Source organism: Pseudomonas sp. PA-5-4B, assembly GCF_021606215.1.
Lineage (GTDB): Bacteria > Pseudomonadota > Gammaproteobacteria > Pseudomonadales > Pseudomonadaceae > Aquipseudomonas > Aquipseudomonas edaphica.
The window spans coordinates 14,137-41,045 of record NZ_WKDB01000017.1 but is presented as its reverse complement, the minus strand read 5'-3'; the positions used below and the strand labels follow the sequence as shown (position 1 = coordinate 41,045).

At 61.4% G+C, this 26,909-nt stretch carries 28 protein-coding genes; 12 read left to right on the top strand and 16 right to left on the bottom strand.

Annotation, left to right across the window (positions count from 1 at the left end; genetic code table 11):
• Window positions 1–6: 6 nt before the first annotated feature.
• Window positions 7–927 (bottom strand): ParB/Srx family N-terminal domain-containing protein, encoded by a 921-nt coding sequence (locus GIW28_RS10790; protein WP_099548661.1) that lies wholly within the window; start codon window positions 925–927, stop codon window positions 7–9.
• Window positions 928–1,078: 151 nt separating this feature from the next.
• Here GIW28_RS10790 and GIW28_RS10785 point away from each other — a divergent pair, with 151 nt between their 5' ends.
• From GIW28_RS10785 to GIW28_RS10775, 3 genes are all read left to right on the top strand, one after another.
• On the top strand, window positions 1,079–1,453 hold the full coding sequence (locus GIW28_RS10785; protein ID WP_003210675.1) for a YajD family HNH nuclease: 375 nt from the start codon (window positions 1,079–1,081) through the stop codon (window positions 1,451–1,453).
• A gap of 162 nt (window positions 1,454–1,615) precedes the next feature.
• A complete protein-coding gene (locus tag GIW28_RS10780) occupies window positions 1,616–2,083 on the top strand; it encodes an RNA methyltransferase (protein ID WP_003189607.1) in 468 nt (155 codons plus the stop codon).
• Window positions 2,084–2,150: 67 nt separating this feature from the next.
• Window positions 2,151–2,492: a YgaP family membrane protein gene (locus GIW28_RS10775; protein WP_017137388.1), complete on the top strand. Its 342-nt coding sequence runs from the start codon at window positions 2,151–2,153 to the stop codon at window positions 2,490–2,492.
• 55 nt (window positions 2,493–2,547) lie between these two features.
• Here GIW28_RS10775 and GIW28_RS10770 read toward each other — a convergent pair whose 3' ends face one another.
• Window positions 2,548–3,768 carry a hypothetical protein gene (locus GIW28_RS10770; RefSeq protein WP_017137387.1) on the bottom strand — a complete coding sequence of 407 codons (1,221 nt, stop codon included), beginning with the start codon at window positions 3,766–3,768 and terminating at the stop codon, window positions 2,548–2,550.
• A 13-nt stretch (window positions 3,769–3,781) separates the two neighbouring features.
• Window positions 3,782–4,231, bottom strand: coding sequence for a YcgN family cysteine cluster protein (locus GIW28_RS10765; protein WP_017137386.1), 450 nt, complete (start codon window positions 4,229–4,231; stop codon window positions 3,782–3,784).
• A gap of 153 nt (window positions 4,232–4,384) precedes the next feature.
• Here GIW28_RS10765 and GIW28_RS10760 point away from each other — a divergent pair, with 153 nt between their 5' ends.
• Window positions 4,385–4,969, top strand: coding sequence for a nitroreductase family protein (locus tag GIW28_RS10760; protein WP_017137385.1), 585 nt, complete (start codon window positions 4,385–4,387; stop codon window positions 4,967–4,969).
• A 152-nt stretch (window positions 4,970–5,121) separates the two neighbouring features.
• Here GIW28_RS10760 and GIW28_RS10755 read toward each other — a convergent pair whose 3' ends face one another.
• The 5 genes from GIW28_RS10755 to GIW28_RS10735 all read right to left on the bottom strand — a co-directional run bounded on the left by GIW28_RS10755 (window position 5,122) and on the right by GIW28_RS10735 (window position 9,919).
• Window positions 5,122–6,054: a D-2-hydroxyacid dehydrogenase gene (locus GIW28_RS10755; RefSeq protein ID WP_236446839.1), complete on the bottom strand. Its 933-nt coding sequence runs from the start codon at window positions 6,052–6,054 to the stop codon at window positions 5,122–5,124.
• A gap of 108 nt (window positions 6,055–6,162) precedes the next feature.
• Window positions 6,163–6,456: a YcgL domain-containing protein gene (locus tag GIW28_RS10750; RefSeq protein ID WP_017137383.1), complete on the bottom strand. Its 294-nt coding sequence runs from the start codon at window positions 6,454–6,456 to the stop codon at window positions 6,163–6,165.
• Window positions 6,453–7,586, bottom strand: coding sequence for a ribonuclease D (gene rnd / locus GIW28_RS10745; protein ID WP_017137382.1), 1,134 nt, complete (start codon window positions 7,584–7,586; stop codon window positions 6,453–6,455). The genes GIW28_RS10750 and rnd overlap by 4 nt, the downstream gene beginning before the upstream one ends.
• Window positions 7,587–7,708: 122 nt before the next feature.
• Window positions 7,709–8,308, bottom strand: a complete 600-nt coding sequence (locus tag GIW28_RS10740; protein WP_017137381.1) for a class I SAM-dependent methyltransferase — start codon at window positions 8,306–8,308, stop codon at window positions 7,709–7,711.
• 240 nt (window positions 8,309–8,548) lie between these two features.
• Window positions 8,549–9,919 carry a glutamine synthetase family protein gene (locus GIW28_RS10735; RefSeq protein ID WP_169985532.1) on the bottom strand — a complete coding sequence of 457 codons (1,371 nt, stop codon included), beginning with the start codon at window positions 9,917–9,919 and terminating at the stop codon, window positions 8,549–8,551.
• Window positions 9,920–10,252: 333 nt separating this feature from the next.
• Between GIW28_RS10735 and GIW28_RS10730 the strand changes: the two genes are divergently transcribed.
• Together GIW28_RS10730 and GIW28_RS10725 are read left to right on the top strand one after the other, a co-directional pair.
• Window positions 10,253–11,017 carry a transporter substrate-binding domain-containing protein gene (locus GIW28_RS10730; RefSeq protein ID WP_186618444.1) on the top strand — a complete coding sequence of 255 codons (765 nt, stop codon included), beginning with the start codon at window positions 10,253–10,255 and terminating at the stop codon, window positions 11,015–11,017.
• A gap of 50 nt (window positions 11,018–11,067) precedes the next feature.
• Window positions 11,068–11,904, top strand: a complete 837-nt coding sequence (locus tag GIW28_RS10725; protein ID WP_017137378.1) for a cache domain-containing protein — start codon at window positions 11,068–11,070, stop codon at window positions 11,902–11,904.
• Between the two features lie 71 nt (window positions 11,905–11,975).
• Here the strand turns inward: GIW28_RS10725 and GIW28_RS10720 are convergent, their stop codons facing one another.
• Window positions 11,976–13,493 carry an MDR family MFS transporter gene (locus GIW28_RS10720; protein ID WP_169985528.1) on the bottom strand — a complete coding sequence of 506 codons (1,518 nt, stop codon included), beginning with the start codon at window positions 13,491–13,493 and terminating at the stop codon, window positions 11,976–11,978.
• Between the two features lie 67 nt (window positions 13,494–13,560).
• Window positions 13,561–14,745: a 4-hydroxybenzoate 3-monooxygenase gene (pobA, locus tag GIW28_RS10715; RefSeq protein WP_171045816.1), complete on the bottom strand. Its 1,185-nt coding sequence runs from the start codon at window positions 14,743–14,745 to the stop codon at window positions 13,561–13,563.
• 190 nt (window positions 14,746–14,935) lie between these two features.
• On the opposite strand from pobA, the gene GIW28_RS10710 reads away from it, so the two are divergent.
• Window positions 14,936–15,811, top strand: coding sequence for a helix-turn-helix domain-containing protein (locus GIW28_RS10710; protein ID WP_017137374.1), 876 nt, complete (start codon window positions 14,936–14,938; stop codon window positions 15,809–15,811).
• A gap of 59 nt (window positions 15,812–15,870) precedes the next feature.
• Here the strand turns inward: GIW28_RS10710 and GIW28_RS10705 are convergent, their stop codons facing one another.
• A complete protein-coding gene (locus GIW28_RS10705) occupies window positions 15,871–16,047 on the bottom strand; it encodes a hypothetical protein (RefSeq protein WP_167353682.1) in 177 nt (58 codons plus the stop codon).
• A 99-nt stretch (window positions 16,048–16,146) separates the two neighbouring features.
• Window positions 16,147–17,052, bottom strand: a complete 906-nt coding sequence (locus GIW28_RS10700; RefSeq protein ID WP_236446835.1) for a LysR family transcriptional regulator — start codon at window positions 17,050–17,052, stop codon at window positions 16,147–16,149.
• Between the two features lie 104 nt (window positions 17,053–17,156).
• Between GIW28_RS10700 and GIW28_RS10695 the strand changes: the two genes are divergently transcribed.
• Both GIW28_RS10695 and GIW28_RS10690 read left to right on the top strand, forming a co-directional pair.
• Window positions 17,157–18,023, top strand: a complete 867-nt coding sequence (locus tag GIW28_RS10695) for an MBL fold metallo-hydrolase (protein WP_176991229.1) — start codon at window positions 17,157–17,159, stop codon at window positions 18,021–18,023.
• Between the two features lie 33 nt (window positions 18,024–18,056).
• On the top strand, window positions 18,057–18,671 hold the full coding sequence (locus GIW28_RS10690) for an NAD(P)-dependent oxidoreductase (protein WP_169985526.1): 615 nt from the start codon (window positions 18,057–18,059) through the stop codon (window positions 18,669–18,671).
• Between the two features lie 250 nt (window positions 18,672–18,921).
• Here the strand turns inward: GIW28_RS10690 and GIW28_RS10685 are convergent, their stop codons facing one another.
• Window positions 18,922–19,794 carry a LysR substrate-binding domain-containing protein gene (locus tag GIW28_RS10685; RefSeq protein ID WP_236447732.1) on the bottom strand — a complete coding sequence of 291 codons (873 nt, stop codon included), beginning with the start codon at window positions 19,792–19,794 and terminating at the stop codon, window positions 18,922–18,924.
• 111 nt (window positions 19,795–19,905) lie between these two features.
• On the opposite strand from GIW28_RS10685, the gene GIW28_RS10680 reads away from it, so the two are divergent.
• The 3 genes from GIW28_RS10680 to GIW28_RS10670 all read left to right on the top strand — a co-directional run bounded on the left by GIW28_RS10680 (window position 19,906) and on the right by GIW28_RS10670 (window position 24,280).
• Window positions 19,906–21,531 carry a 5-guanidino-2-oxopentanoate decarboxylase gene (locus GIW28_RS10680; protein WP_236447731.1) on the top strand — a complete coding sequence of 542 codons (1,626 nt, stop codon included), beginning with the start codon at window positions 19,906–19,908 and terminating at the stop codon, window positions 21,529–21,531.
• Window positions 21,528–22,970, top strand: coding sequence for an aldehyde dehydrogenase family protein (locus GIW28_RS10675; protein WP_236447730.1), 1,443 nt, complete (start codon window positions 21,528–21,530; stop codon window positions 22,968–22,970). Before GIW28_RS10680 ends, GIW28_RS10675 begins: the two co-directional genes overlap by 4 nt.
• 374 nt (window positions 22,971–23,344) lie before the next feature.
• Window positions 23,345–24,280: a LysR family transcriptional regulator gene (locus tag GIW28_RS10670; RefSeq protein WP_176991233.1), complete on the top strand. Its 936-nt coding sequence runs from the start codon at window positions 23,345–23,347 to the stop codon at window positions 24,278–24,280.
• A gap of 3 nt (window positions 24,281–24,283) precedes the next feature.
• On the opposite strand, the gene GIW28_RS10665 is transcribed toward GIW28_RS10670, so the two are convergent.
• The 3 genes from GIW28_RS10665 to GIW28_RS10655 all read right to left on the bottom strand — a co-directional run bounded on the left by GIW28_RS10665 (window position 24,284) and on the right by GIW28_RS10655 (window position 26,863).
• The gene (locus tag GIW28_RS10665; RefSeq protein WP_099548650.1) at window positions 24,284–24,646 is read right to left on the bottom strand and encodes a 5-carboxymethyl-2-hydroxymuconate Delta-isomerase; all 363 of its coding nucleotides are present in this window, start codon (window positions 24,644–24,646) and stop codon (window positions 24,284–24,286) included.
• A gap of 68 nt (window positions 24,647–24,714) precedes the next feature.
• Entirely contained in the window at window positions 24,715–25,902 is a 1,188-nt protein-coding gene (locus tag GIW28_RS10660) for a low temperature requirement protein A (RefSeq protein ID WP_017137364.1), read from the bottom strand.
• 25 nt (window positions 25,903–25,927) lie between these two features.
• Window positions 25,928–26,863, bottom strand: coding sequence for a LysR substrate-binding domain-containing protein (locus GIW28_RS10655; RefSeq protein WP_017137363.1), 936 nt, complete (start codon window positions 26,861–26,863; stop codon window positions 25,928–25,930).
• Window positions 26,864–26,909 lie beyond the last annotated feature (46 nt).

The window sequence follows — 26,909 nt, the reverse complement described above, 5'->3', positions numbered from 1 at the left end:
CCCGTGTCAGCCCCGGGATTTTCGATAGTCGATCACATACGGCACTTTTTTCTCGAAGGTCTTGTCCAGCTCGCCCTGGTCCAGTTGGGTCATACCGCCCAGTTGCCTGGCAGTAAAACCGCTGCTGCCCACCTGTGAACCCGGCGCCAGGCTGACCATGCGCTTGGCAACCGCCTCAATCGCGTCCTTATAGCCGCCCTTCTTGTTCAGGTTGTACGCCTTCAAATCAATCTGCGTACGCAGCCAATTGCCCCAGTAGAACTCCAGGAATTCCGGCGCAATCGCGCCATCGTCCGGCTTGCCATAGGCGGCCTTGCGGGTGAAATACACCAGGCTGCGAAACGTGTCGTCCTGCAGGTTCTTGAAGCCCAGGTGCGCAGGCAGCTGTTGCGGCGGCAGGGTCTGGCCTTGATTGTCCTTGAGCCAGACCTTGCGGGCCGCCTCCATGCGCTGCCAGAAGGTATTCATGTCGGCGCTGTTGCTGAAGTCATCGGTTACCTTGACCCACATTTTCAGCTGCGGGCCGCCGCCGGGCACTTCCCACAAGGTGGTAAAACTATGGTGACCGTCGGTCAGGTACAACTGGCCACCGGGGCCAACCACCACGGTTTTCATGTCGTCGGGGTGGGTGCCCACCGGGTCTTTGCAGGTGAAACTATCGGGTTGGTGCAGGTCGGCTTTCTTCGGCACGTTGTCGGCGGCGCCCTGGCCGTTGGTTTCGCAGTATTCGTCGAACACCTTGGCCGGTTTGTCGGCGAACAGCCCCAGGCTGTAGTAGATCTGGTCAAAGCCCACCACGGCCTGGGTCGGGTGCAGTTGCTCAAGGGCCACCTCGATCACCTGGCCGGGCTTGGGTGTGGAGAACGCCTGGGCTTGAGCGGCCAGGGCGCTGAGCAGCAGGGCTGCGGTCCATGTGTACACACGCATAGGTTTCAGATCCTTGTGAAGTGAATATGCCGATACTACAAACGTTCGCTCAAGCGCAGCTGTACCGCGGCTGAAAAAGCCAGCGGTCATTTGCCTCGCGAGCGGCTAGAATCAACCCTATCCGTGAACCCCCAAATAGCCAGGAGCCATGATGAGCTCGACCAACCCGCCCTCCCACACCGCCAAGCTGGACCGCATCCTCGCCGATGCCCAGCGCGACCGGGAAATGGGCTACCGCGACAAAGCCTTGAAGATGTACCCGCACGTGTGCGGCCGCTGTGCCCGTGAGTTTGCCGGCAAACGCTTGAGCGAACTGACCGTACACCATCGCAACCACAATCATGATGACAACCCCCAGGACGGTTCCAACTGGGAGTTGCTGTGCCTGTACTGCCACGACAACGAACACTCGCGCTACACCGACCAGCAGTATTTCGGCGAAGGCTCCACCAGCAGCCCGACGATTGCCAAGGCGACGCACAACCCGTTTGCGGCGTTGGCGGGGTTGATGAAGAAGGACGACTGAAGCCCTTCTTTGCCTGTGCGGGCCGCATCGCAGGCAAGCCAGCTCCCACAGGGGAATGCATCCCAAGTGTGGGAGCCGGGCTTGCCCGCGATAGCGATCGCCCAAGCAACACATGCCTCCAAGGCCGTATAATCGCGGTTTTCCTCCAAGGCACCCTTCCCCGTGGGCAATAAACGCTACAGCTGCATCGGTCTGTATAACCCCAAATCCCCCGAAAACGTCGGCTCGGTGATGCGCGCCGCCGGCTGCTACGGCGTGGCCTCGGTGTTTTACACCGGCGTGCGTTACGAGCGCGCCCGGGACTTCATCACCGACACCAAGAAGGTCCACCACGACATTCCGTTGATCGGCATCGATGACTTGAAAAAGATCCTGCCGCTGGGCTGTATCCCGGTCGCCGTAGAGCTGGTGGAAGGCGCCCGCCCGCTGCCCGAATACACGCACCCGGACCGCGCGCTGTACATCTTCGGCCCCGAAGACGGCTCGCTGGACAAAGAGATCCGCGACTGGTGTGAAGACGTGGTGTACATCCCGACCACCGGCTGCATGAACCTTGCCGCCACCGTCAATGTGGTGCTGTACGACCGTCTGGCCAAGGGCAACAACACCCGCTCAGGCCCCAAGTACTGATATTTCGGGAACATCCGGCGCCTGCAAACAGTCAGCTACTTACACTTGCCTTTGTTGGAGACAAACCATGAGCGACAGCAAAACCCTGCGACCTATCATCGAACACCTGCAACCAGCCCCCAAAAGCGAGCAAAACGTACACGGGTCGGAACGCATTCTTTCGGTGGCCGGCGGTGTGATGATGGTCGGCAAAGGCCTGCGCCGTGGCGGCATCTTCGGGCTGATCCAGGTGGCGATTGGTGGCGTGGCGCTGGTGCGCGGCGTGACCGGGCACAGTTCGCTCAAGGACAAGCTGGAGCAAGGCCGCCAGGAAATGAACAGTGTGCGCACCAAGATCGAACGCGCGGGCGAAGAGTTGAAGAACTTGAAGACCAAGGCTGAAGTGGCGGCGGAGAAAGCCACTAAATAGCCCGGCCAACCCCAATCAACCGTGGGAGCTGGCCAGCTCCCACAGTTGTTTTGGGTCAACGCAATAATTTGTTGTCCAGCACCACCGACGACTCGCCGATCACACTTTCAGCCAACTGCACAAACTGCGCCGTATTAACACTGTTCGCCCGCATCACCGCCTGCGCCAGATCATCCAGCGAGCGCTTGTTGTGGGTCTTTACGCGGATCTCGCGGTCCAGCTCCTGCAACACCAGCACCGCCCGCGCCACGGTCGCAGCGTTGACTTGATTGCCGCGCAGGCTGATCACGCCCTTGCCCTCCTTGGCCAACCGCGTCTGTATCGCCGCATACCGCTCATCGGTAATGCCGCCGGCACGCCGCAGCAGTTCAATGGCGTAATACTCGCCCAACCCTTCGCTGATCCAGTCACTGGTATCGTGGTCGTTAAAACGGCCAATGGCTTGCACCACTTCGCGCAGCAACGGGCTGCTGCCGTTTTCGCTGATCAGCGGCGTGCGGCTGTTGAGGTAGATCGAATCGCGCGATGAGAAAGCGCCACGGCGCATCGGGTCGCTGGCGCCGACGATCAACAGCTTGGCAGGATGGCGTGGCAGTGCGGCTTCGACTTGCGGCCAGACGAACGTCAGCAGCGTCAGCACGTCCATCCGGCGCATGGCCTGCCCCTTGGGCGAGGCCACGGTGACGTCGGTTTCACCCAGGCGCACGCGACGACTGCCGAGGCTGCCAGCGAGCATCCAGCCGGTAGGCCGGTCGAACAGGCGGGACACATTGTCGATACGGAACTTGTGCTTTCCGATACGCGGCCAGGCGGTTTCGACGCTCTTCCAGCCGGCCGGCAATTCAAACATCAGGCGCGACACCAACTCGGTACCGTCCTGCTGGTCCAGCCGCGCAACCGGCACCAGGTCTTCGCCGCGAAACAGCGCCCAGCTCGGCGTCATCCGCGCCTCATACACGCCCGCCTTGCGCGCATGGGCGAGGCGCACGCGGTAAGTCAGGCTGGCTTTGTCGGCGCTGGGTTGCCACAGGCCACGGCTGCCGGTGACCTGCCATTGGCCGTCGGCCTTGAAGTCACTGTAGTCGCCGTCACGGCCCAGGTCGAAGTTCAGGCTGCGCACAGCCGAGCCCTGGGACAGGCTCACGCGGACCTCGGCCTGATCACTCTGGGGCAGCAGCTTGACGTGATAATCGAGGTCGACTTTCTTCGCGCACCACGCAGGCAGGCTCAGTGCCAGCAGCACCAAGGATGCCGCCAGCCGGGTTGCCACCCTCATACACACTCCTTTTTCAGCCTGCGCGGAAGATCAGGTAATCCTCCCAGTCATCTTCGGGCACGCTGCCTTCGGCGAGCATGCGCCCGGACTGGGAAATGCGTTCATGGTGCACAGCATCGCGGTCGCCACACACCAGGTGATGCCACAGCGGCAAGTCCTTGCGTTCGCTGACCAGGCGGTAGCCGCAGGTCGGCGGCAGCCATTTGAACTGGTCGGCCTGGCCCGGCGTGAGCTGGATGCAATCGGGCACCGAGGCGCGGCGGTTGGTGTAGTCGCTGCACTGACAGGTTTTCAGGTCGAGCAATTTGCAGGCGATGCGCGTGTAATAGACGCTGTTGTCTTCTTCATCCTCAAGCTTTTGCAGACAGCACAGGCCACAGCCGTCGCACAACGACTCCCACTCCTCCTGGTCGAGGTGTTCAAGGGTTTTGCGTATCCAGAAAGGTTCGACTTTGGCGGCCATGGCTCTACATCAGTATCGGAAGGTGAAAAGGCCGCCAGTCTAGTGCCCAAGGCGCCTGGGGCCAAGCGCTTACGACTGGCGGTGTAACAACACTTGTCAGTCTAGTGGGCGCGCAGTAGCTTTGAAGGCCGAATTGACGATCAGGAACTGCCCATGACACGCGTTGCCGATTACCCGATCCACACCCAATTCACCGAACGTTGGTCGCCCCGCGCCTTTACCGGCGAAAGCATCCCGCAGGAGACGCTGCTGAGCTTCTTCGAAGCCGCACGCTGGGCGCCGTCGGCCTACAACTCGCAGCCATGGCGCTTTCTCTACGCGCGCCGCGACACGCCGAACTGGGAGCGTTTCCTGGGGTTGCTCAATGAATTCAACCGTGGTTGGGCGCAACACGCGTCAGCCCTGGTGATCATCGCTTCAAAAACCGACTTTACCGCCCCCGGCGCCAGCGAAGAAACCCCGGCGTTGTGGCACACCTTCGACACCGGTTCGGCGTGGGGCCACCTGGCGCTGCAAGCCAGCCTCAGCGGCTGGCACACCCACGGCATGGCCGGTTTCGATCAGGAGCTGACCCGCAAAGAGCTGAAGATTCCAGAAGGTTATGCCCTGCACGCGGCTGTGGCCGTGGGCAAGCTGGGGGACAAGTCGAGCTTGCCGGAGTACCTGCAAGGTCGTGAAGCGCCAAGCCCGCGTCGGCCGCTGAGCGAACTGGTGTCCGAGGGTGATTTCAGCCTGTAAGCCTTGCATAGATCCAATATGTGCGGGCTTGTGTGGGAGCTGGTTTGTATGGGAGCTGGCTTGCCTGCGATGAAGGCACCTCGGTGAATCAGGTAGACCGAGGTGATGCTATCGCAGGCAAGCCAGCTCCCACATAAGCCCAGCTCACACGTTTAATAGCCGCGTTCGAAGCTGACTTCCCCGCGCAGTGCATCCTTGGCCTGATAAGCCCGCAGGTTCTGCACAAACAATTCCACCATCATCCCCGGCGACGTCGGCGCGGAACTGTGCCCGGTCAACAGCAAGCCCCAGGCGGTCCAGAACGGATGGCGTTGCGGCAAAGGCTCCTGACGGCACACGTCGATCACCGCACCGGCCAAGTGCCCCTCTTTAAGCGCCTCGACCAAATCGGCATCGACCACCGCCACGCCGCGCCCGACGTTGATAAACAACCCCGTCGGCTTGAATTGCTTGAACAGCGCCGCGTTGAACAAATCATGGGTATCAGGCGTGTTCGGCAGCAGGTTGATCACGTAGTCCACCTCGCCCACCAGCCGGCTCAGTTGGTCCAACCCGGCCACTTCGATAAACGGTGCCTGTTCCCGCGCGCTGCTGGCAATCCCGTAGAGCTTGACGCCAAACGGCAGCAAAAAATCAGCAACGCTCTGGCCGATATAGCCGGTGCCAACCACCAGCACCTTGCGTCCCGCCAGGCTTTGGCCCATGCGGTTGTCCCACTTGCGCTCGACCTGGCTGACCAGTCGCGCCAGTACTTCGCGCTCATGGCCGAGCATATAGGTGAGCACGAACTCGGCCATGACCTGGCCAAAGATGCCGACCGCGCGGGTCAGGCGATAGTCGCGCGGCAAGCCATCGGCCAGCAGTGGCGTGATACCCGCCCAGGTCGATTGCAACCATTGCGGCTTATGGCCCTGGCGCAGCAAGGTGGCGAGCAGGTCCGGCTGGCCCAGCCAAACCGGGCAATCGGCGGCCAGGCGCGACAATTCGGCCGAGTCGCCGCTGGTCAGCACCTCAAGGTCCGGGGCCGCTTCGCTCAGCAATTGGGCGTAGAGCGGGTGATCCTGTTCAGCAATCAGAACACGCATGGTTCAAACCTTTCAAAAACAGTGCAGACGGCCGCCCGCTTCCTTACGGCCACCGCCAAACGAATACGAGTCCATAAAAGAATGTGCCCGGGACAGGGCACTGACCGGTTACATCGGGTCGTTGCGGCGCAGCAGCTCTTCGGGCAAGTGCTCGATGTACTCGTCCTCGGCCGGTGGCATTTGCAGGTGGTAGCCCTGCTTGTCGAGGTTTTCCAGGACCACGGTAATGTCCTCGCGCGACAACTTGCGCTCCGGCGTGAGTATCATCTCGAATGCAAGATGGGCTTTGCCGAAGGCAGTCATCAAGGGTTCCGGCACACGCTCCAGCGCATCGCTTTTGAGCACGTAGAGGTACATCCCGTCTTTTTTCAAGCTGCGATAAATGGAGCAAATACGTTTCAAGGCTGTTCTCCGGCAGTGGCCAGGCTGTCGAGCAGCGCCTGGCCCATCAACTCGCGGCGCCAGCCACGCAGCGAGTCTGGCAATGTATAAGGCCCATCGGGGTAGCCGCTCTTGACCAGGGCTTCGAGGGTTTTCTTGCGCAGCATCAGTTCCGGCGCCATCTCCAGGCGCTCGGCCTCGGCCTGGCCGAGGGCGCGCAGTTGCTTGATCAGCACAGCAGCGTCCACCGGCAGCGGCTCAGCCACGGCGGGCGGCCACTGGTCCATCGACACGCTGCCGGCGCGCTTGATCAGGTCCAGCAGAAACTGGCCGTCCTGACGCACAGTGCGCGGGTGCATGTCTTCGATCTTGCCCAGCGCAGCGAGGTTATCCGGCTGGGATTTGGCCAAGGGCCACAATGAGTGTTCGCGAATGATGCGGTTGCGCGGCAGGTCACGGGCACGGGCCTGCTGCTCGCGCCAGGCGCACAGCTCACGCAATACGGCGAGCTGGGCACGCGAGAGTTTCCACGCCAGCTTGGCGTCACGGTACACCTCATACGGGTCGACTTCGCGGCGCAGGTTGGCCACCAGTTCGGCGCCGTCTTCCAGTACCCAGGCATATTTGTCATCCGACAGCTGCGGGCGCAAGCGCACATAGACTTCGGCCAGGTGCACCGCGTCTTCGGCGGCGTAGCTCACCTGGGTCTCGGACAACGGCCGCTGCAGCCAGTCCGAGCGGGTTTCGCCCTTTGGCAGCTCGATGTCGAGTACAGCCTGCACCAGGCGCGAGTAGCCCATGGAGAAACCGAGGTTCAGGTAAGCCGCTGCCAATTGAGTGTCGAACAACGGCACCGGCAGGCTGCCGGTCAGGCGCAACAACACTTCCAGGTCTTCGCTGCAGGCGTGCACCACCTTGATCACCGCCGGGTTCTCCAGCAAGGCGGCCAAGGGTTGCCAGTTATCGATGGTCAGGGGGTCGATCAGGTAAGCGCGAACGCCATCACCGATCTGGATCAGCCCGGCAATGGGATAAAAGGTGTCGACCCGCATGAATTCGGTGTCGAGGGCGACGAATGGCAACTGCTGCCATTCGGCGCAATGCTGGCCGAGGCTATCGTTGTCGCAGATCCAGTGAATATCGATGGCCACACGGCTCTCCCTTGAAGAATGGCGCGCAGTATATATCGCGAAAGGGACTTGCGAGCATCCGCAGTGCACACACCATCATGAAAACTCTGACAAGAGAGGAAGAATAGTCCGACAGGCGGGACTTAGCCTCTCTTACGCAAGACGTAGACACGCCACAGCTTGGAGCCCGGCAGGAACTCCTGCTGATGGAGAACCTTGAAACCGGCCTGGCGGAATTCGTCCTCCACCGGTGTGCGCGAGCTCACCGCGACAATCACTGTGTCGCGACTGACACGGTGGAATTCGCGCAACAGCGCCATGCGTACGTCGCTGCTGGGCACATGACGAAACAGTTCCAAACAGAAAATACAGTCCACGGCGTTGGCCGACAGACCGATGGAAAACGCCGAACCCTGGAACGTTTTGACCCGCTTGAGCAACGCCGCCGGGTGATGGGTGCGCGCATGGTCGAGCATGTCCTGGGAGTTGTCGGATGCCAGGATCACCCGGTTGACGTGTTCGGCCAACACGGGCCAAAACCGGCCGGAGCCACACGCCAGGTCGAGGATCAACCCAGGCTCACCGGCCACTTTCAACGCTTGGCGCACCAGCCGTTCATCGCGCCAGGCCGCCAGACGCTTGAGCAGCGCGGGCGGACGCGTGTCGCCGCAGACCTGCGCATGCTCGCGGTCACAGCGCTCGGTGAATTCGATCTCGATAGAGGATGGAGGTTGTGGCGACATCGCGGGCTCATGTGGGTGGAACGGTGGTGAACGACCTTGATCCGCAGCTTAACCACTGCAACGTGAAAAAAAGGTTGAAACCGTGACGCCTGTAAAACACCGACGTTCGACTGTGGGAGCTGGCTTGCCTGCGATGCTGGCACCTCGGTACATCGGGTACACCGAGTTGATGCCTTCGCAGGCAAGCCAGCGCCCACAGAAAAGCAGCTCTTCGGTGTATCCAAATCTGCTGCCAGCGGATCACGCCTGATGCAGATACCAGCGCCAATCCTGCTCGCCCACCTCCCCCATGAACTGACGATATTCCTCACGTTTCACCGCCAAATAGACGCCGAGGAATTCACTGCCGAACGCCTCCCGTGCCCAGCTTGAACCCTCCAGCGCACGCAAGGTGGTCAGCCAGTCAGTGGGCAGCAACTCCTTGGCCTGGGCGTATCCGTTACCTTCCACCGGCGCACCGGGGTCGCGCTGCTCGCGAATGCCTCGGTGAATACCCGCCAGGATGGCAGCAGCCGCCAGGTATGGGTTGGCGTCGGCCCCGCAAATCCGGTGTTCGATATGCCGCGAATGAGCCGGCCCGCCCGGTACGCGCAAGCTGACGGTACGGTTATCCACGCCCCAGGTGGCCGCCAGCGGCGCATAGCTGTTGGTCTGGAAGCGCCGATAAGAGTTGGCATTCGGGCAAAACATCAGCAGCGAATCGAGCAAGGTGCTGAGCATGCCGCCCACCGCCTGGCGCAGCAGCGGCGTGCCATCGGCGGCCTCGCTGGCGAACAGGTTATTGCCCTGGGCATCCGCCAGGCTCACATGCATGTGCATGCCGGTGCCCGCCAAGTCATCGAATGGCTTGGCCATAAAGCAGGCGGTCATTGCGTGCTTATGCGCCACGCCCTTGACCAGACGCTTGTAGCGCACCGCTTCGTCCATGGCTTGCAGGGCATCGGCGCGATGTTCCAGGGTGATTTCCACCTGGCCCGGCGCATACTCGGAAATCGCCGTGCGCGCCGGAATGCCTTGCAGCTTGCAAGCGCTGTAGAGGTCGGCCAGGAACGGCTCGATTTGCTCCAGCTCACGCAGGCCGTACACCTGGGTCGAGCGCGGGCGATTGCCGTCCACATCCCGTGCCGGTTGTGGGCGGCCGTTGCTGTCGGGTTTCTGGTCGAGCAGGTAAAACTCCAACTCCGCCGCCATCACCGGGTAATAACCGTCGGCCTTGAGGTCGTCGATCACCTTGGCCAGCAAATGCCGAGGGTCAGCCACGGTGGCCGGCAAGCCTTCGGTGGGGTGCATGCTGACTTGCACGGCGGCTGTGGGGATCAGGCGCCACGGCATACGCTGCAAGCTGCCGCTGACCGGGTAGGCGCGGCAGTCGATATCGCCGACTTCCCACACCAGCCCGGAGTTTTCCACGTCGTCGCCGTTAATCGTCAGGCCCAGGATGGTGCTGGGCAACGGGCGGCCACTTTCATACACCGCCAGCAGCTCATCGCGGTGCAGCAACTTGCCGCGTGGCACGCCGTTGTTGTCGAGGATAAACAGCTCGAACATTTCGATGTCCGAGTGCTGTTCAAGAAAAGACTGGGCTTCTTGCAGGCTGGCAAAAACACTCATGGGAACTCTCATACGTTTGCGTCAGGCAGGCGCACAGGTGCGCGTCATTCATGGGGCAAATCAACGTAAGAGAAAGGTATCCGGTGGGCGCGCGTGTCGGCAGTGGAACAAGGCCCAGAAGGCCAGCGCGGACGGCAGTGTCGCGAGGTGAGTGTCAGGGGAGCCGTCCATGCGAGATTCACAGTGAGGTAGATGCCCGGCAGCGTCACACGCCCACAAAGGTTGTTCAATTCAGGGTTGACGGAGTTTGGTTGCAGCCTGGCTAAACAATTGCCATCCCTGCGCATAGCTGGAAATAATGGCGACCCGAGCATGCCCCAAGGATTTGACCGCATGAAAGCTCCCCTGGCCTTCTGTTTACTGGCAAGCGTGGCCACCCACGCCCTGGCCGATTCACGCCTGGACGAGGTGCTGCAAAACGGCACCCTCACCGTCTGCACCACCGGCGACTACAAGCCCTACACCTCGCTGCGAGCCGACGGGCGCTACGAAGGCATTGATATCGCCATGGTCGAGTCCCTGGCCAAGAGCCTCAACGCCAACATCAAATGGGTGCCCACTACCTGGAAAACCCTGATGCCGGACTTCCTCGCCCAGCGCTGCGACATCGCGGTGGGCGGTATTTCGGTGTCGTTGGAACGCCAGAAAAAAGCCTTCTTCAGCCAGCCTCTCGGCGTCGATGGCAAGATCCCGCTGGTGCGCTGCGCCGATGTACAGCGCTACCAGAGCGTCGAGCAGATCAACCAGCCGCAGGTGCGTGTGATCGAGCCGGCGGGCGGCACCAACGAGGTGTTTGCCCGCGCCCACCTGGCCAAGGCGCAAATCCGCCTGCATGACAACGTGACGATTTTCGACGAACTGCTGGCGGGCAAAGCCGACGTGATGATCACCGACGCCAGCGAAGCGCGCTTCCAGCAAAAACAGAAACCTGGGCTGTGTGCGGTCAACCCCGAGCGGCAGATGCAATACAGCGAAAAGGCCTTCCTGCTGCCCCGCGATGATGTGGCGTGGAAAAGCTACGTCGACCAGTGGCTGCACCTGAGCATGGCCACCGGGGTGTATGAAGGCATCGTCAATCAGTGGCTGGCGGCGCCCTGAGCAGGAGCCGTCTACGCTGTGCTCACATCAACCATAACGAGGGATCGGTAATGAAGGGATTGCTCCGACTCACCTGCCTGCTGCTGTTGGGGTTCAGCCAGGTGCACGCGACCACTCAGGATGAGGACGCTCGGGCCGCCAAGGCTCTACTGGAAAAGGCTGTGACTTACTTCCAAAGCAACGGCGACAAAGCCTTCGCCGCGTTCAGCCGCCAGGGTGAGTTTATCGACCATGACCGCTATGTGTTCGTGGTCGACACCAAGGGCGTGTTGTTAGCCAGCGGCGGGCCTTCCTCCGCATTGATCGGCCGTGATGTGTCCGAGGTGCTCGGGCCAGACCTGCAAGCTTCGTTCAAACAGGCGCTGACCGTGCCCGAAGGCCAGGGCATCCAACAAGCCGACTACCGCTGGCAGAACTGGAACGACGGCAAGGTTGAGCACAAGCACGTGTTTTATCAGCGCGTGGGTGAACGCATCCTGGCGGTGGGTTACTACCTGCCACGGGCCACACCGGAACAGGCCCGAGCGTTGCGCAACAAGGCTGTGAAGGCGCTGGTCAAGGATGAGGCAGGCACGCTCAAGGCGATCAACTCATTGCAGGGCGGGTTTCTGCAGGATGATTTGTATGTGTTTGTGGTCGATCTGAACACCGGGCGGTATGTGGCGCATGGCACCAACTTGCGACTGGTCAATACCGACTTTCGCAAGATCAAAGACCCGGATGGCAAGCCGGTGGGTGAACCCATTCTGAAGCTGATGGCCGAGCAGGATCAGGGTGAATACAAGTACCGGTGGAAGAACCCGGTGACCGACAAGGTTGAGAACAAGCATGCGTACGTGCGCAAGGCCGGGCATTTTATGGTGGCGGTTGGGTACTACAGCCCCTGATCTGAGTTGGAATGCAATCCATTGTGGGAGCTGGCTTGCCTGCTCCCACAGTTTGATCATCGTTGTGTCAGTTAACGTGCTTTGTCTTCACGCCCACGCAGCACACGATTGGGCATCGCAATGGCCGCCGCCAACCCCAGCAACGACACCGCCGCACTCACCATCAGCAAATGCCGGAATGTCACCGCCAGCTCCCCGCGCAAGGCATCCTGCGCAGGCCCCGGCGCGGCGTTGAGGCCGTCGAGCAACACGTTGCCGGAACTGCCTTCAGCCCCCAGCGCGCCGCTGGCCAAATGCGCAAAGCTGGAATCCTGCAACAACGCCAACAGCAGTGCCGACATGCATGCCACACCGACCGCCCCGCCCAACGAGCGGAACAGGTTAGTCGTGCTGGTGGCCACGCCAATGTCGCGCTGCTCCACCGAGTTCTGTGTACCCACCAGGGACGTCGGAAACTGCATCCCCGCCGCAATCCCGCACAGCAGCATAAACACCGCCGTAAGCTCCACCGCCTGCGGCGCGCTGTAGGCCATGCCGAGAATCGCCAGCGGGCTCAAGCATGCGCCGGTGAGGATCATCGGTTTATAACGCCCGGTCACCGAGGTCATGCGCCCGGCGAAATAGGCCCCCATCGGCAAGCCCATGGCCAATGGCAGCAAGTGCAAGGCGGCGCTGTCGGCCCCCGAGCCGGTCACCGTCTGATAACGCAACGGCATCAACACCGTCAGGGAAATCGCCTGGAAGCTGGTGAAGAAAATCGTGCACCAGCACAGCACTGCGCTGCGATTGGCGAACAGGTGCATCGGCAACAATGGCTCGCGCGCCCGGCGTTCGTGCCACACGAACACCGTCAAGGCCACCAACGCGCAGGCCAACAGCCCCAGTACTTGCTCGTCACGCCAATGATGGCCCTGGCCGATTTCGGTGATGCCCAGCAGCAAGGCGGTCAGGCCGATGATCATCAGCACGGTGCCGAGGTAATCGATAATCGGCTTGCGCTGCGGCACCGGCAGCCCTACCAGTGTGCGGTGCGCCACATACCAGGCCCCGGCGCCCAGCGGCAGGTTGATCAAAAACACCCAACGCCACGACAGGTATTCGGTCATGTAGCCGCCCAGCACCGGCCCGGCCACGCTGGCCACCGCGTACATGCTGCTGAAATAGCCCTGGTAACGCCCACGCTCACGGGGCGCGATGATGTCACCAATGATCGCCTGGCTGACCGAGATCATCCCGCCGGCACCGATGCCCTGGAGAATCCGCGCCAGCACCAACTGCTCCATGCTTTGCGCCATGCCGCAAAACAGCGAGGCCAGGGTGAACACACCCATGCCGATCAACATCATCGGCCGGCGCCCGTACAGGTCGCCGAGCTTGCCGTAGATCGGTACGGCCACGGTCATCGCCACCATATAGCCGGAGATCACCCAGGCCAGCAGGTTTACATCGTGAAACTGCGCGGAAATCGCCGGCATGGACACGGCGACAATGGTCTGGTCCAGGGCGCCGAGGAAAATCGCCAGCATCAAGGCGGCGAGCACACTGCGAACGGCAGGAACGGGCTGAGCGGGTTGGTTGAGGCTGGTCACGGCAGAACCTTCGAGCAAGGCCCGCAGGCAAGGAAGAGCCTGCGGGAATGCTGGATACGATAGCAGGCTACTCGATAGCTTCGTAAGGAAGTCCGACGTAATTTTCTGCGATGGTTTTGCGCCCCGCCTGCGAATGGATGAAATACTCAAGCTCGCTCTCGGCAATTCGCTGGCTGAAGCCGTCGGCGTCCGGGAACTGGTGCAACATCGAGGTCATCCACCAGGAAAACCGCTCGGCCTTCCACACCCGGCGCAGGCAGATGGCCGAGTATTTTTCCAGCAGGTCCACGCGGCCCTCGCGGTACACCTTGAGCATGATCCGAAACAGCGTGCTCACATCACTGGCCGCCAGGTTCAAGCCTTTGGCGCCGGTGGGCGGCACGATATGCGCGGCGTCACCGAGCAGGAACAGGCGCCCGTACTGCATCGGCTCCACCACAAAGCTGCGCAGCGGCGCGATGCTTTTTTCGATTGACGGCCCGGTGACCAGTTGCTCGGCCAACTGGCTGGGCAGGCGGGTTTTCAGCTCGGCCCAGAAACGCTCATCCGACCAATCATCCAGAGGCTCATCGACCGGCACCTGCAGGTAATAGCGGCTGCGGGTCGGCGAACGCATGCTGCACAACGCAAAGCCACGCGAATGTTTGGCATACACCAGCTCGTCATGCACCGGCGGTGTATCGGCGAGGATGCCCAGCCAGCCGAACGGATAGACGCGCTCGAACACCTGCAACGCCTCAGGCGGAATCGCCTGGCGCGCCACCCCGTGGAAACCGTCGCACCCGGCGATGTAGTCGCAGTCCAGGCGATAGGTTTCGCCGGCATGTTCGAAGGTGAGCCAGGGCCGATCAGTTTTAAGGTCATGGGGCTGCACGTCGCGCGCTTCGTACAGGGTCACAGCCCCGGCAGCCTCGCGGGCGGCCATCAGGTCGCGGGTGACTTCAGTCTGGCCGTAGATCATCACCGACTGACCGCCGGTCAAGCCTTTGAGGTCGATATGGGTCAGTTGGCCATTGAGCGCCAACTCAAAGCCGTCATGCACCAGGCCTTCGGTGTCCATGCGTCGGCTGACGCCCGCCTCGCGCAGCAGGTCGACCATGCCTTGTTCCAGCACACCGGCGCGGATACGGCCTTGCACGTAATCGGCGCTCTGGCGCTCTAGAATCAGGGTCTGGATACCAGCGTTATGCAGCAGTTGGCCGAGCAGCAATCCGGAGGGACCGGCGCCAATAATGGCGACTTGGGTTTTCAGCGTTTTCATTATTTTTATGGCTCGCAAGCTTCACCCGAACGGATAGGGTGAAAGAGTTGTCATTCATCCTGTTGCTGATCATTTTTCACTTGAGTGGCCGCCATAAGAAGGTGAAAACTGAGACAAAGCCTGCGCTTTTTGCCAATTGGGGCGATTACCGCACCACTATCCTGAGTATCGGATTGAAACCATGACCAAAACTGCCAGTACCGCGATTCCGGTCTTCAAGCTTTACGGAGAAAGTCAGCAATGGCCGACTCCGGATTTGTTGCACTGTGAAACCATTTCCCGACGGAGCCGGGAATACCAGTGGGAAATCCAACCCCACCGGCACGCGGACCTGTGCCAGTTGCTGTACGTACACAGAGGCCAGGCGCAGCTGGAAATCGAAGGCCAGCGTACTACCCTCAGCGAAGCCACCTTGCAGGTGCTGCCGCCGTTGTGTGTACACGGGTTTCGGTTTTCTGAAGATGTGGAAGGTTTTATCCTGACGCTGGCCGCGCCGCTGGTCAGCCATTTGCAGACACAGTTGGGCGCGACGGTGGACGGTTTGCAGGCCCTGGGCAATTACCCCGCCGGCAAGGACAGCGATTACCTCAACAGCCTGTTCGCCCGACTGCAGGATGAGTACGCCGATGAACAACCGGCCCGCGACATGATGATGCATGCCCTGGTCAGCGTGCTGCTGGTGTGGATCAGCCGCCAGGCGATCCAGCGCCGCCATCCGCGCGCGCCGCGTGGGCGTGAATATTTTCGGCGCTTTACGCAGTTGGTCGAGCAGCATTACCGCGAACACCCGAAGATTGAAGACCTGGCGCACAAGCTGGGTATCTCGGTCTCACACCTGAACGGTACGTGCAGGGAATTGGGTGGCCAGCCTGCTTTGCAGATCATGCATGACCGCCAGTTGCTGGAAGCCAAGCGCTTGCTGACCTACACCAGCATGACCATCAATGAGATGTCGGAGGTGTTGGGGTTTTCCGACCCGACCAACTTCTCCCGGCTGTTCCGCCGCCGGGTGGGGTTTTCGCCCAAGGCGTTTCGCGAGCAACTGAAGGCCGATTGACGCGGGACGCGGAGCGTCCTGGGCTGCATTACCACGCGGAGCGTGGGAACGATCACAGCCTACCTGAGCGCGCTGAAACTACCGGTACGCGGCACACACAGATCCTGATGGCAACTGATCGCAAAGGTCGGTTGCATACGGGTCTGTTCAACCCGATAGGCGGCCGTGCCGTACAGCGCGGTGGCCAGCGCGGACAGGATGAAAATCATCAGGTACTTTCTAATTTTTAGGGTCATGGCACACCTCTGAATAGATCGACTCGGTGCTGTTTAAAGCATAGGTCAGTCAGGGCGAGTTGCCATTATTGGGCGTCATTCAACATCTTTATGTCGGCTTTACAGACCGATATCCCACACCGGCTCTTCCGGGAACCGCAGCACCAGAAAATCCAGCAGGCTGCGCAACGCCAACGGCATGTGTTTACGCGAGGCATACACGGCGTAGACGTTCATTTGCTGCGGCTCAGCCTCGGGCAGCAGCCGGATCAATTCGCCACTGCGGATGTAGTCCCCCGCCTGATAACTGGGCAAGCGCGCCACTCCGGCGCCCGCCAGCGTTACCCGCAACAGCGTGGTGGCCTCGTTGGCGGTGATATTGCCCTGCACCGCCACCGACACTGGCTCGCCGTTCTCGGTGAAGTGCCACAGGCTTTTGCCGAAGTAAGAATGCGTCAGGCAGTTGTGCTCTACCAGGTCGTGGACTTGCCGGGGCTGCGGATGCTCCAGCAGGTACGCCGGTGACGCGCAGATCACCGAGCGACACAGCGTGAGCTTGCGCGCGATCAGGTTGGGGTCCAGCTCAAAGCTGGTGCGGATGGCCAGGTCGATACGCTCATCCACCAGGTTTACCGTGCGGTCGAGCATCTGCAGGTCGATGCTGACCAACGGGAAGCGCTTGACGAATTCGGCCACGGCATCCGCCAACTGCGCCTGGCCGAATGAGCTGCTGACACTCAGGCGCAACTGGCCACGCGGCGCTTCATCCGGCTCACTGACGGCCGCCTGCATGTCACTGCACAGCTCCAGCATTTGCCGGCAGCGCGGCAGCGTTTCACTGCCGGCGGCGGTGAGGCTGAGCTTGCGCGTGGTGCGATGCATCAAGCGCGCACCGACCCAATCCTCAAGTTCAGCCAGATAGCGCGAGACCACCGGCCGCGACAGGTCCAACTGATCGGCGGCGGCGGACTGGCTGCCCAGGTCAACTACCGTGACAAACACCCGCATTGCTTGAAGACGATCCATGATTTGCACGCTTTTAGAAACAAACTATGTCCAAGCATCGCATTTTTTGTTGTGTTTGGTGCAACTAAGCTCTGTGCATCACTTACCTGCTGCTGGAGCTGCACATGATCTCGGTACTTAAACGATTTGCCCTGGCTTCGGCCGCCCTGGCGTTCGCTGCCCATGCTGCGGCTGCCGACCTGAAGCTGGATGCCTACAACCCTGGCACCTCGGCCATGATGCCGGTCAGCTCGGTACTGGTCAGCGGTGAAAAAGACCTCATCCTGGTCAACGCCCAGTTCGGCAAGACCCAAGCCGAGCAACTGGTGCAGAAAATCCGCAGCAGCGGCAAACACCTCACCACCATCTACGTCAGCGACGGCGACCCGGACTTCTACTTCGGCCTCGACACCCTGACCGCCGCGTTCCCCGACGCCAAAGTGCTGGCCACCCAGCCGGTGGTGGACCATATCAAGGCCACCGTCGAGCAAAAAATCGCATTCTGGAGCCCGAAACTCGGCGACGACAAGCCAAGCAAAGCCATCATCCCGCAGGTGTTGCAGGGCCATACCCTGACGCTGGAAGGCAAAAGCCTGGAAGTGATCGGCCTGGACGGTCCGCAACCTGAGCGCACCTTTGTGTGGATCCCCTCGATCAAGGCGGTCGTCGGTGGCGTCGTGGTGTTTGAAAACACCCACGTGTGGATGGCCGACACGCAATCCGCCAAATCCCACACCGACTGGCTGGCCACCCTGCAACGTATCCAGGACCTGAAACCGGCCACCGTGATCCCTGGCCACTACCTGGGCACACCGACCGTGCAGTCCGTGGCCTTTACCGCCGACTACATCAAGGCCTTCGATATCGAGACCGCCAAGGCCAAGGATTCGACTGCGCTGATCGCGGCGATGAAAAAGCGTTACCCGAACCTTAAAGACGAAAGCAGCCTGGAACTGGGTGCCAAAGTCGCCAAGGGCGAAATGAAGTGGTGATTGGTTTTAAACCCTAACGTACTGGAGAACGTCATGAGCAAGATTGCAATCATTGGTGCCACCGGCCGTGCCGGTAGCCAACTGCTGGAAGAAGCGCTGCGTCGTGGGCATACCGTTACTGCCATTGCGCGTAACACCGACACGCTGGCCGCACGCCCAGGCCTTACCGTTAAAAAGGTCGACGCCCTTGATGCAACGGCCTTGCAGCAAGCAGTGAGCGGCAACGACGTGGTGATCAGTGCGGCGCACTTCGCCACCCTGCCCGCCAGCGCCGTGATCGGCCCGGTAAAAAAAGCCGGCGTGAAACGCCTGCTGGTGGTGGGCGGTGCGGGTTCGCTGTTGTTGCCAGGTGGCAGTCGAGTGATCGACAGCGAGGGTTTCCCGGCTGAATACAAAGCCGAAGCCAGCGCCGGGGCTGAGTTTCTCGACGTGCTGCGTCAGGAAAAAGAACTGGATTGGACCTTCCTGTCGCCATCGGCGGAGTTTGTTGAAACCGCGCGCACCGGGAAATTCCGTCTGGGCCAGGATGATCTGCTGGTAAGCGCCGAGGGCCGTAGCTGGATCAGTTTTGCTGACTTTGCCATCGCCCTGATCGACGAAGTGGAATCGCCGAAGCACTCGCGCCAACGCTTCACCGTCGGTTACTGACTCTGAGGGAACTGGCTTGTGTGGGAGCTGGCTTGTGTGGGAGCTGGCTTGTGTGGGAGCTGGCTTGTGTGGGAGCTGGCTTGTGTGGGAGCTGGCTTGTGTGGGAGCTGGCTTGTGTGGGAGCTGGCTTGTGTGGGAGCTGGCTTGCCTGCGATGGCATCAGCTCGGTTTAACAGATAGACCGAGTTGCCCGCATCGCAGGCAAGCCAGCTCCCACACAAACCCGGTTCCCACAGTTGGATACTCAGTGTTAGGACTCGTGTGCCTCGCTCACCAGCCACGCCATCAACGCTTGCAGCCCAGCCGACGGCTCAATCCCCGGCGGGTACACCAGGTAATAGCCCATCCCCGTCGGCACCCGCAGTTCAAACGGCGTCGCCAGCCGCCCGGCTTTCACATCCTCACCAATCAGCGCACTGTCGCCAATCGCCACACCTGAGCCTTGTGACGCCACCGTCATGGCCAGGTCCAGCGTCTCGAAATGATGCCCCTGGGCCAGGTTGCTCAACCGCGTATTCGCCGCCTTTAACCACAACGCCCAATCCCGCTCGTCCCGCGTGGGGTGCAGCAGCACTTGTTGCTGCAAGTCTGCCGGGGTATCCAAAGCGCCGAGCAGCGCCGGTGCGCACACTGGCGTAAGTTGCTCATCAAACAGGTGCCGTGCCTCAGCCGACTGCTCGGCGATGGGCGCATAGATCACCGCCGCATCAAATTGCTCACGACGAAAGTCCACGGTATAGGCCACGGTGGTGGTGAGTTCCACCGGCACATCCGGGCGCTCCTTCTGCCATTGCAACAGGCGCGGCAGCAGCCAGCGCATCACGCAGGTGGAGGCCTTGAGTTGCAGGGTCGCGCGGCGGCTGCCGATCTGCTCCACCGCGTCACCGATCAGGCCGAATACTTGCTGCGCACGCAGTGACCACTCGCGGCCTTCTTCGGTGAGGCTCAAGCCCCGTGCCTGGCGCTGAAACAGGGCGTAACCCAAATGGCTTTCCAGGCCGGCAATCTGGCGGCTCACTGCGCCCTGGGTGATGTGCAGTTGCTCGGCGGCGCGGGTGAAGTTGCAGCACTGGGCAGTGACCCAAAACGTGTGCAGCGCAGGCAGCGGCGGAAGGCGTTTCATCGTGCGTGAGCCATGACGTGGGGACATGGCTAGTATGACTTTTTATCGATTGTTGCCGCTACGGGCCAGCCGCTCCAATAGCGCCTCGAATCCATAACAAGAGCGACATGTATGGCGACCTGCGGCGAAGTATTGGTCAACCTCCTGGAAAGCTACGGCGTGGACCAGGTGTTCGGCATTCCCGGCGTACACACCGTTGAGCTGTATCGCGGCCTGGCGCATTCCGGCATCCGCCATGTCACCCCGCGCCACGAACAGGGCGCCGGCTTCATGGCCGACGGGTATGCACGCACCAGCGGCAAACCCGGCGTGTGCTTCATCATCACCGGCCCGGGCATGACCAATATCACCACTGCCATGGGCCAGGCCTACGCCGACTCGATCCCGATGCTGGTGATTTCCAGCGTGCAGTCGCGCAGCCAATTGGGCGGCGGGCGCGGCAAATTGCATGAGCTGCCGAACCAGAGCGCGATGATCGCCGGCGTAGCGGCGTTCTCCCATACCTTGATGTCGGCGGCCGAGTTGCCTGGCGTGTTGGCGCGGGCGTTTGCGTTATTCCAGGCGGGGCGACCACGCCCGGTGCATATCGAAATCCCGCTGGATGTGCTGGTGGAGAATGCCGATGCGTTGCTTGGCTGCGCGCCGGTCAGCGTCGCCCGCGCAGGCGCAGCGCCGTCGGCGGTCAAGCTGATGAGCCAGTTGCTCGCCGCGGCCAAGCGCCCGCTGATTCTGGCCGGTGGCGGTGCCATCGATGCCGCGCCCGAGCTGACGCGCCTGGCTGAAACCCTCGGCGCGCCGGTGGCACTGACCATCAATGCCAAAGGCCTGTTGCCATCGACCCACCCGCTGCTGATCGGCTCGACGCAAACCCTGGTCGCCACCCGTGCGCTGGTCGCTGAAGCCGACGTAGTGCTGGCCATCGGCACAGAGCTGGCAGAAACCGACTACGACGTGACCTTCGCCGGCGGCTTCGAGATCCCCGGCGCACTGCTGCGTATCGACATCGACCCCGACCAGACTGTGCGCAACTACCCGCCGCACGTGGCACTGGTAGCCGATGCACAGATAGCCGCCGACGCCTTGCTCGCCGAATTGGATAAAACCCCATTGCCTGCCCGCAACCGCGATTGGGGCGCTGAACGAGTCGCGCGTTTGTGGGCCGAACTGGCGCCCAACTGGGACGCTGCCACCCGCGCACAAACCCTGTTCCTCAACACCGTGCTGCAAGCGCTGCCCAACGCCGTGCTGGTGGGCGACTCCACCCAGCCGGTCTACAGCGGCAACCTGACGCTGAATCTTGACCACCCACGCCGCTGGTTCAACTCCTCCACCGGCTACGGCACCTTGGGCTACGCCCTGCCCGCTGCCATCGGCGCTTGGCTGGGCCGAAGTGACGGGCAGCCGGTGGTGTGCCTGATCGGCGACGGCGGCCTGCAATTTTCCCTGCCGGAACTGGCCAGCGCGGTAGAGGCGCAGGTGCCAGTGATTGTGCTGCTGTGGAATAACCAGGGCTATGAAGAGATCAAGAAATACATGCTCAACCGCGCCATCGAACCGGTCGGTGTGGACATCTACACCCCGGACTTTATCGGCGTAGCCAAGGCCTTGGGTTGCGCCGCAGAAAGTATCCAGGGCGTCGAGCAATTGCGCAGCGCGTTGCGCGCCGCCGCGGATCGCCAGGGGCCGACACTGATTGAAATCAACCAAGGGCTCTGGATGCAGGAGATGGCGGTATGAGCGCAGTCTTGAACGGTGTGTTTATCAACGGCCAATGGCAGGCGGGCCACGAGGTGCTGGAGGTGATCAACCCGGCTACCGAAGCGACCTTGGCCCATGTCAGCGTGGGCGATGCCTCAGCAGTGGAACTGGCGGTCGACGCGGCCAGCGCGGCTTTTGTCGACTGGTCGAAAAGCAGTGGCCGTGATCGCGGCGCCCTGTTGCGCAAGGTCGCCCAAGGTGTGAGCGAGCAGCGTGAACAACTGATGCAGTTGCAGTCGAGCAACAACGGCAAGCCGCTGTTTGAAGCGAGTATTGATGTGGATGACGTGATCGCCACCTTCGAATACTACGCGGGAATCTGCGACGCGATGGACGCAGGTCAAGACTGCAAGGTGGCATTGCCCAGCGACGATTTCAGCGCACGCATGCGCCGCGAACCCTGTGGCGTGGTGGGTTTGATCGTGCCGTGGAACTTCCCGATGGTGACCACCGCCTGGAAGCTTGCCCCCGCGTTAGCGGCCGGTTGCTGCGTGGTGCTTAAGCCGTCGGAAGTCACGCCCCTGGCGGAGTTGCAATTGGCGCGGATTATTGCCGAAGCAGGCTTCCCGGCGGGTGTGTTTAACCTGGTGTGTGGCACGGGGCTGGCGGTCGGTGCGCCGCTGGCTGCGGACCGTCGCGTGGCGAAAATTTCCTTTACCGGCAGCAATGCGGTGGGCGTGCAGGTGATGCAGCGCGCCGCCGAAACCATCAAGGGTGTGAGCCTGGAACTGGGTGGCAAATCGTCGTTGCTGGTGCTGGCCGATGCCGACCTCGACCTGGCAGTGGAGCTGACCTGTGGCGGTGGTTTTTTCAATGCCGGGCAGATCTGTTCGGCCACCAGTCGCGTGCTGGTAGCCGACAACCTGGCGGATGAATTCCTGCAGCGTTTGCAGGCGCGGGCTGAAGGGATTCGCGTGGCCGACCCGTTTGCCGAGGATGTGGAGATGGGCGCGCTGATCAACCGTGCGCAGTATCAGCGGGTGCTGGGGCATATCCAGCGTGGTATCGACCAAGGCGCGCGCTTGTTGTGCGGCGGCGATCGCCCGGCTGATCTGGAAAAAGGCTTTTTCATTCGCCCGACAGTGTTTACCGACGTGCCATCAGGCAGCGCCTTGTGGAATGAAGAGATCTTCGGCCCGGTGCTGTGTGTACGACGTTTTATCACTGAAGCCGAGGCCATCGCCCTGGCTAACGACAGCGATTTCGGCCTGGTCGCCAGTGTGGTGAGCGCCAATGCCGAAGCCGCCGAACGCGTGGCCAATGCCTTGCAGGCGGGCCTGGTGTGGATCAACGCACCGCAGGTGATCTTCCCGCAGACGGCGTGGGGCGGTTACAAACAAAGCAGCATCGGCCGCGAACTGGGGCCGTGGGGGTTGGCGGCGTTTCAGGAGATCAAGCACGTGATTCGCGCCAGCTGACACCACGGTCCCCTGTGGGAGCTGATGATCGTTCCCACGCTCCGCGTGGGAATGCCTCAATGGACGCTCCGCGTCCGCTCTTGGGACGCGGAGCGTCCTGGGCTGCGTTCCCACGCGGAGCGTGGGAACGATCAGTCATCTTCAGCCCGCAACCCCCTCGACCTGCTGTGGCCTGGTGGTCACTGTGCTGATCGTCACACGCTTGAACCCAAAGCATTACAGCCGACATATTCACTGACGTCGTATTGCCAACATTTTATGTCCCACACCAAACATAGAAACGCCCTACAGCGCTTTCTATTGGTACGACCGTTCCGTTAAGCTTTTGCCAGTCTTGTACTGAGTTCGGTACAAAGGGTTTACGGACGAAACCGATGCTAAACAGTAACTTGCTCAGAAAGCTTGATATGCAGGACTTGATGGTGTTTATCGCCGTCTATGACCAGAGCAGCGTTACCGAGGTGTCCGAGACGCTGTTCGTCAGTCAGTCAACCGTGAGCTACAGCCTGAAGAAGCTGCGCACCAGTTTTGAGGATGAGCTGTTTATCAACACGCGGGCCGGCATGCGCCCGACGTACAAGGCCACAACCATGTACGAACACGTGCAGAAGATCCTTGAAAGCATCAACCTGTGCCATGCCGGCAGCCAGGCCTTCGACCCGACGCAGCAGGCGGTGACCTTCAATGTCTGTGCCCCGGAATACTTCGAGCAACTGATCCTGCCACGCCTGTTGAAGAACTTCGACCAAGCCGACTTGCCGGTGATCATCAATGTGCAAAAGCTGGAAACCGAGCTGCCCGCCGAGGACCTGCGCGAAGGCCGTCTCGACCTGGTGATTTGCTTCGGCCCGCACTTTCACCGTGCCCACAAAGACTTCAAGACCCAGATGCTGCTGGAAGACGATTTAGTGTGTGTGTTTGATAAACGCGCCACGCCGCGCGAGCCGGCCTTCAGCCTGCAATCGTTTGTCGAACGGCGCCACGTGTTCCCCGCGCCCTGGACCTCCGACACCAACATGATCGACGGCTGGCTGGCACGCCAGGCTCACAAGCGCCAGGTGATTGCCCGTGCCAACAGCTACAGTGCCGCCTTGAAGATGATCAGTGGCACCGACTTTATCGTCACCCTGCCCCGTCGCGTGCAAAAGCTGCTGGCCCCGGCCACCGTGTTCGGCCATTGCGAAGCGCCGAACGGGTTACCGGGGTTTACCCTGGATATGCAGTGGAATGAAACCAGTGGCCAGGACAGCGCCAATACCTGGTTTCGCGAGCAGATCGTCAAGGTGTGCGCCGATCAATGCTTGTTGTAACCCTTAGCCGATAGCGACTTTGCTGTAGGAATCACGATCCATGTCCATCAACTGCACACTGAGTTGAACCTGCAGATCGGCCGGCCACTCAGCCGCGTCCTGCAGGGCCGCCAACAAGCTTTCCGACAACTGCTGCTTGACCTGCGGTGAGCGCCCGCTGAGCAGCGAGAGCTTTACCGCAATAAAACCGCGCGGGCTGAGGGAAGTGCCCACCTGGAAGCTCTCGACCTTGATTGCGCGGCTCTTGATATCGAACTCGGAACCGAACTGCCCGGACGCCATCAGCACGTTGTTCAGGCGCAGCAGGGTTTTCTCGACGGCAAGGCCGGTCAGGTTGGCGGTGTATTCCAGGTGCAGGTGCGGCATGAAAAGCTCCGAGTGGGCTTGAAAAGAAACCTACATATAGCATGCAGTTGAACGAAGGCAGACCGATTTCAATGTGAAACTTCGGTCAGCCCCCGCAGCGAACGATTTTCCCAGAACGCCACGATCACCAACACCGCCGTGGTCAACGCGCCCAGCGCCAGCGCCGAAAACATATGCTGCAACCCCAGCGGCAACAGCACCAGCAACATCAGCAGCCCGCCCAGGTGCGAGAGCGGTGGCAACGGCCGGTCACTCATCACCCACTTGAACAACGCACTGCCGAGCAAAAACAAAAACGGCCCGGCAATCATCGCCAGCACGCCCGCCTGGCTGGCATGCCCTGGATGCACCAGCACCAGTTCGTCGGCCACCGCGCTGACGATGATCCCGGCGACGATCAGCACATGCAGATAGGTGTAGGCGATACGCGCCTGGCGGCCGGGGTCGGCGGAGCTGGCAATCCGGTGATGGGCGCGCTCGGCGCCGCTGTCGAAATAGATCCACCACAGCGCAATGCTGCCCACTACGGCCACCAGGAAAGCACCCAGGCCTTCGACGCTCCACGGCAACTCGGCGAACGTGGCGCCGGTCACCAGCAAGGATTCACCCAGGGCGATAATCACAAACAGGCCGCAACGCTCGGCCATGTGGTTGCCTTCGACATTCCAGTCCGCCAGGGTCGAGCGCCCAAGCCCTGGCACCCAGAAATACACCGACGGCGATATCAGTTCTATCAGCAGCGCCAGCGCCCAGAAAGCCAGGCGTTGCTCGCCTTCGAGCAGGCCGCCGGTGAGCCAGAACACCCCGGAACACAGCATCCACGCCAGGATCCGCTGGAAGTTGCGGGTCATGTTCAGCGACTCGCCGCGAACGGCCCACAACGCAAACAGCGTGCGGCCCACCTGCATGAAGACGTAAGCGCCGGCGAACAACAGGCCGCGATCGGTAAAGGCTTTGGGGATTGATGAAGACAGCAACAAGCCGGCGACCATCAAGCCGAACAAGCCGATGCGGATAGGGATTTTTTCCGGGTCCAGCCAGTTGGTGATCCACGAGGTGAAGATCCACACCCACCACACCGCGACCATCATCAGCGCCACCTGCACCGCGCCGCCGAGGCTCAGGTGGGCCAGCAGCGAGTGGGACAACTGGGTCACGGCGAACACGAACACCAGGTCGAAAAACAGCTCGACCATGCCCACCTTGCCGCTGTCATGACTGCCGCGCCCACGCAGCAAAGAACGGGATGAAGTCATCGGTGGATCTCCCTGAAGGCTTATCTCAAGATTTTTCCGCGATTACCGGCAGCCTGTCGCGTTCACTCATGAACGCTTCCAGCCGTGAACGCATCCAGCGTTCGGCAGGGTCCGTGTCGACGTGGCTGAGCCAGACCATGGACAGGTCCAGGGTCGGGGTTTCGAACGGGAACGGCTCGCAAAACAGGTTGCCGCCGGCGGCCATGGCATGGGCGGTGTAATCCGGCAGGCTGGCGATCATGTCGGTGCCGGCGAGCAACGCCGGCAATGCGCTGTACTGAGGTACGGACAGCACCACGTGGCGCTTGCGACCAATCTCGGCCAGCCACTCGTCGGCAAACCCCGACACGTTGGCGGTGTGAGACACCAGCACATGGGGACGGGCGCAATATTCGTCGAGGGTCAGCGGTGTGTCCGAGGCATCGGCGCGCAACAGGCAGGGGCGAATATGCCGCAACAACTTGCGCTTGGCATTGGCCGGCAGGCCGCGGGTCTGGGTGATGCCCACGGTGATATCGCCGGAAGCCAGCAGGTCGGGGATGCGCCAGTAATCGACGTGTTGCACCACGAACACCACCAACGGCGCTTCCTGACGCAAGGCCCGCAGCAGCGGCGGCAGCAGGCCGAACTCGACGTCATCGGACAGGCCGATGCGGAAGGTCATGGTGCTTTGGGTCGGGTCGAAATCGTGGGTCAGGCTCAAGGCCGACGACAAAGAGTCCAGGGCCGGCGACAGGTGCTGGATAATCTCCTCGGCCCGCGCGGTGGGCTCCATGCGGTGGCCGACGCGAATAAACAGTGGGTCGTTGAACAAGGTGCGCAAGCGGTTGAGCGCCGAACTGATGGTCGGCTGGCCGAGAAACAGCTTCTCTGCCACCCGCGTCACATTGCGCTCGAGCATCAGTGCTTCGAAGACCACCATCAGGTTGATGTCGGCCTTGCGTAATTCATTGCGATTCATCGGCGCCTGCCCCTTTCCCCAAGACAAGCCGCAGTTTAGAAAGCCC

Excerpts from the sequence above, each read along its gene's own strand:
- GIW28_RS10790 (WP_099548661.1), bottom strand. The coding sequence starts at position 927 with ATGCGTGTGTACACATGGACCGCAGCCCTGCTGCTCAGCGCCCTGGCC.
- GIW28_RS10785 (WP_003210675.1), top strand. The coding sequence starts at position 1,079 with ATGAGCTCGACCAACCCGCCCTCCCACACCGCCAAGCTGGACCGCATC.
- GIW28_RS10775 (WP_017137388.1), top strand. The coding sequence starts at position 2,151 with ATGAGCGACAGCAAAACCCTGCGACCTATCATCGAACACCTGCAACCA.
- GIW28_RS10770 (WP_017137387.1), bottom strand. The coding sequence starts at position 3,768 with ATGAGGGTGGCAACCCGGCTGGCGGCATCCTTGGTGCTGCTGGCACTG.
- GIW28_RS10765 (WP_017137386.1), bottom strand. The coding sequence starts at position 4,231 with ATGGCCGCCAAAGTCGAACCTTTCTGGATACGCAAAACCCTTGAACAC.
- GIW28_RS10760 (WP_017137385.1), top strand. The coding sequence starts at position 4,385 with ATGACACGCGTTGCCGATTACCCGATCCACACCCAATTCACCGAACGT.
- GIW28_RS10755 (WP_236446839.1), bottom strand. The coding sequence starts at position 6,054 with ATGCGTGTTCTGATTGCTGAACAGGATCACCCGCTCTACGCCCAATTG.
- GIW28_RS10740 (WP_017137381.1), bottom strand. The coding sequence starts at position 8,308 with ATGTCGCCACAACCTCCATCCTCTATCGAGATCGAATTCACCGAGCGC.
- GIW28_RS10735 (WP_169985532.1), bottom strand. The coding sequence starts at position 9,919 with ATGAGTGTTTTTGCCAGCCTGCAAGAAGCCCAGTCTTTTCTTGAACAG.
- GIW28_RS10730 (WP_186618444.1), top strand. The coding sequence starts at position 10,253 with ATGAAAGCTCCCCTGGCCTTCTGTTTACTGGCAAGCGTGGCCACCCAC.
- GIW28_RS10725 (WP_017137378.1), top strand. The coding sequence starts at position 11,068 with ATGAAGGGATTGCTCCGACTCACCTGCCTGCTGCTGTTGGGGTTCAGC.
- GIW28_RS10710 (WP_017137374.1), top strand. The coding sequence starts at position 14,936 with ATGACCAAAACTGCCAGTACCGCGATTCCGGTCTTCAAGCTTTACGGA.
- GIW28_RS10705 (WP_167353682.1), bottom strand. The coding sequence starts at position 16,047 with ATGACCCTAAAAATTAGAAAGTACCTGATGATTTTCATCCTGTCCGCG.
- GIW28_RS10700 (WP_236446835.1), bottom strand. The coding sequence starts at position 17,052 with ATGGATCGTCTTCAAGCAATGCGGGTGTTTGTCACGGTAGTTGACCTG.
- GIW28_RS10695 (WP_176991229.1), top strand. The coding sequence starts at position 17,157 with ATGATCTCGGTACTTAAACGATTTGCCCTGGCTTCGGCCGCCCTGGCG.
- GIW28_RS10690 (WP_169985526.1), top strand. The coding sequence starts at position 18,057 with ATGAGCAAGATTGCAATCATTGGTGCCACCGGCCGTGCCGGTAGCCAA.
- GIW28_RS10685 (WP_236447732.1), bottom strand. The coding sequence starts at position 19,794 with ATGAAACGCCTTCCGCCGCTGCCTGCGCTGCACACGTTTTGGGTCACT.
- GIW28_RS10680 (WP_236447731.1), top strand. The coding sequence starts at position 19,906 with ATGGCGACCTGCGGCGAAGTATTGGTCAACCTCCTGGAAAGCTACGGC.
- GIW28_RS10675 (WP_236447730.1), top strand. The coding sequence starts at position 21,528 with ATGAGCGCAGTCTTGAACGGTGTGTTTATCAACGGCCAATGGCAGGCG.
- GIW28_RS10670 (WP_176991233.1), top strand. The coding sequence starts at position 23,345 with ATGCTAAACAGTAACTTGCTCAGAAAGCTTGATATGCAGGACTTGATG.
- GIW28_RS10665 (WP_099548650.1), bottom strand. The coding sequence starts at position 24,646 with ATGCCGCACCTGCACCTGGAATACACCGCCAACCTGACCGGCCTTGCC.
- GIW28_RS10660 (WP_017137364.1), bottom strand. The coding sequence starts at position 25,902 with ATGACTTCATCCCGTTCTTTGCTGCGTGGGCGCGGCAGTCATGACAGC.
- GIW28_RS10655 (WP_017137363.1), bottom strand. The coding sequence starts at position 26,863 with ATGAATCGCAATGAATTACGCAAGGCCGACATCAACCTGATGGTGGTC.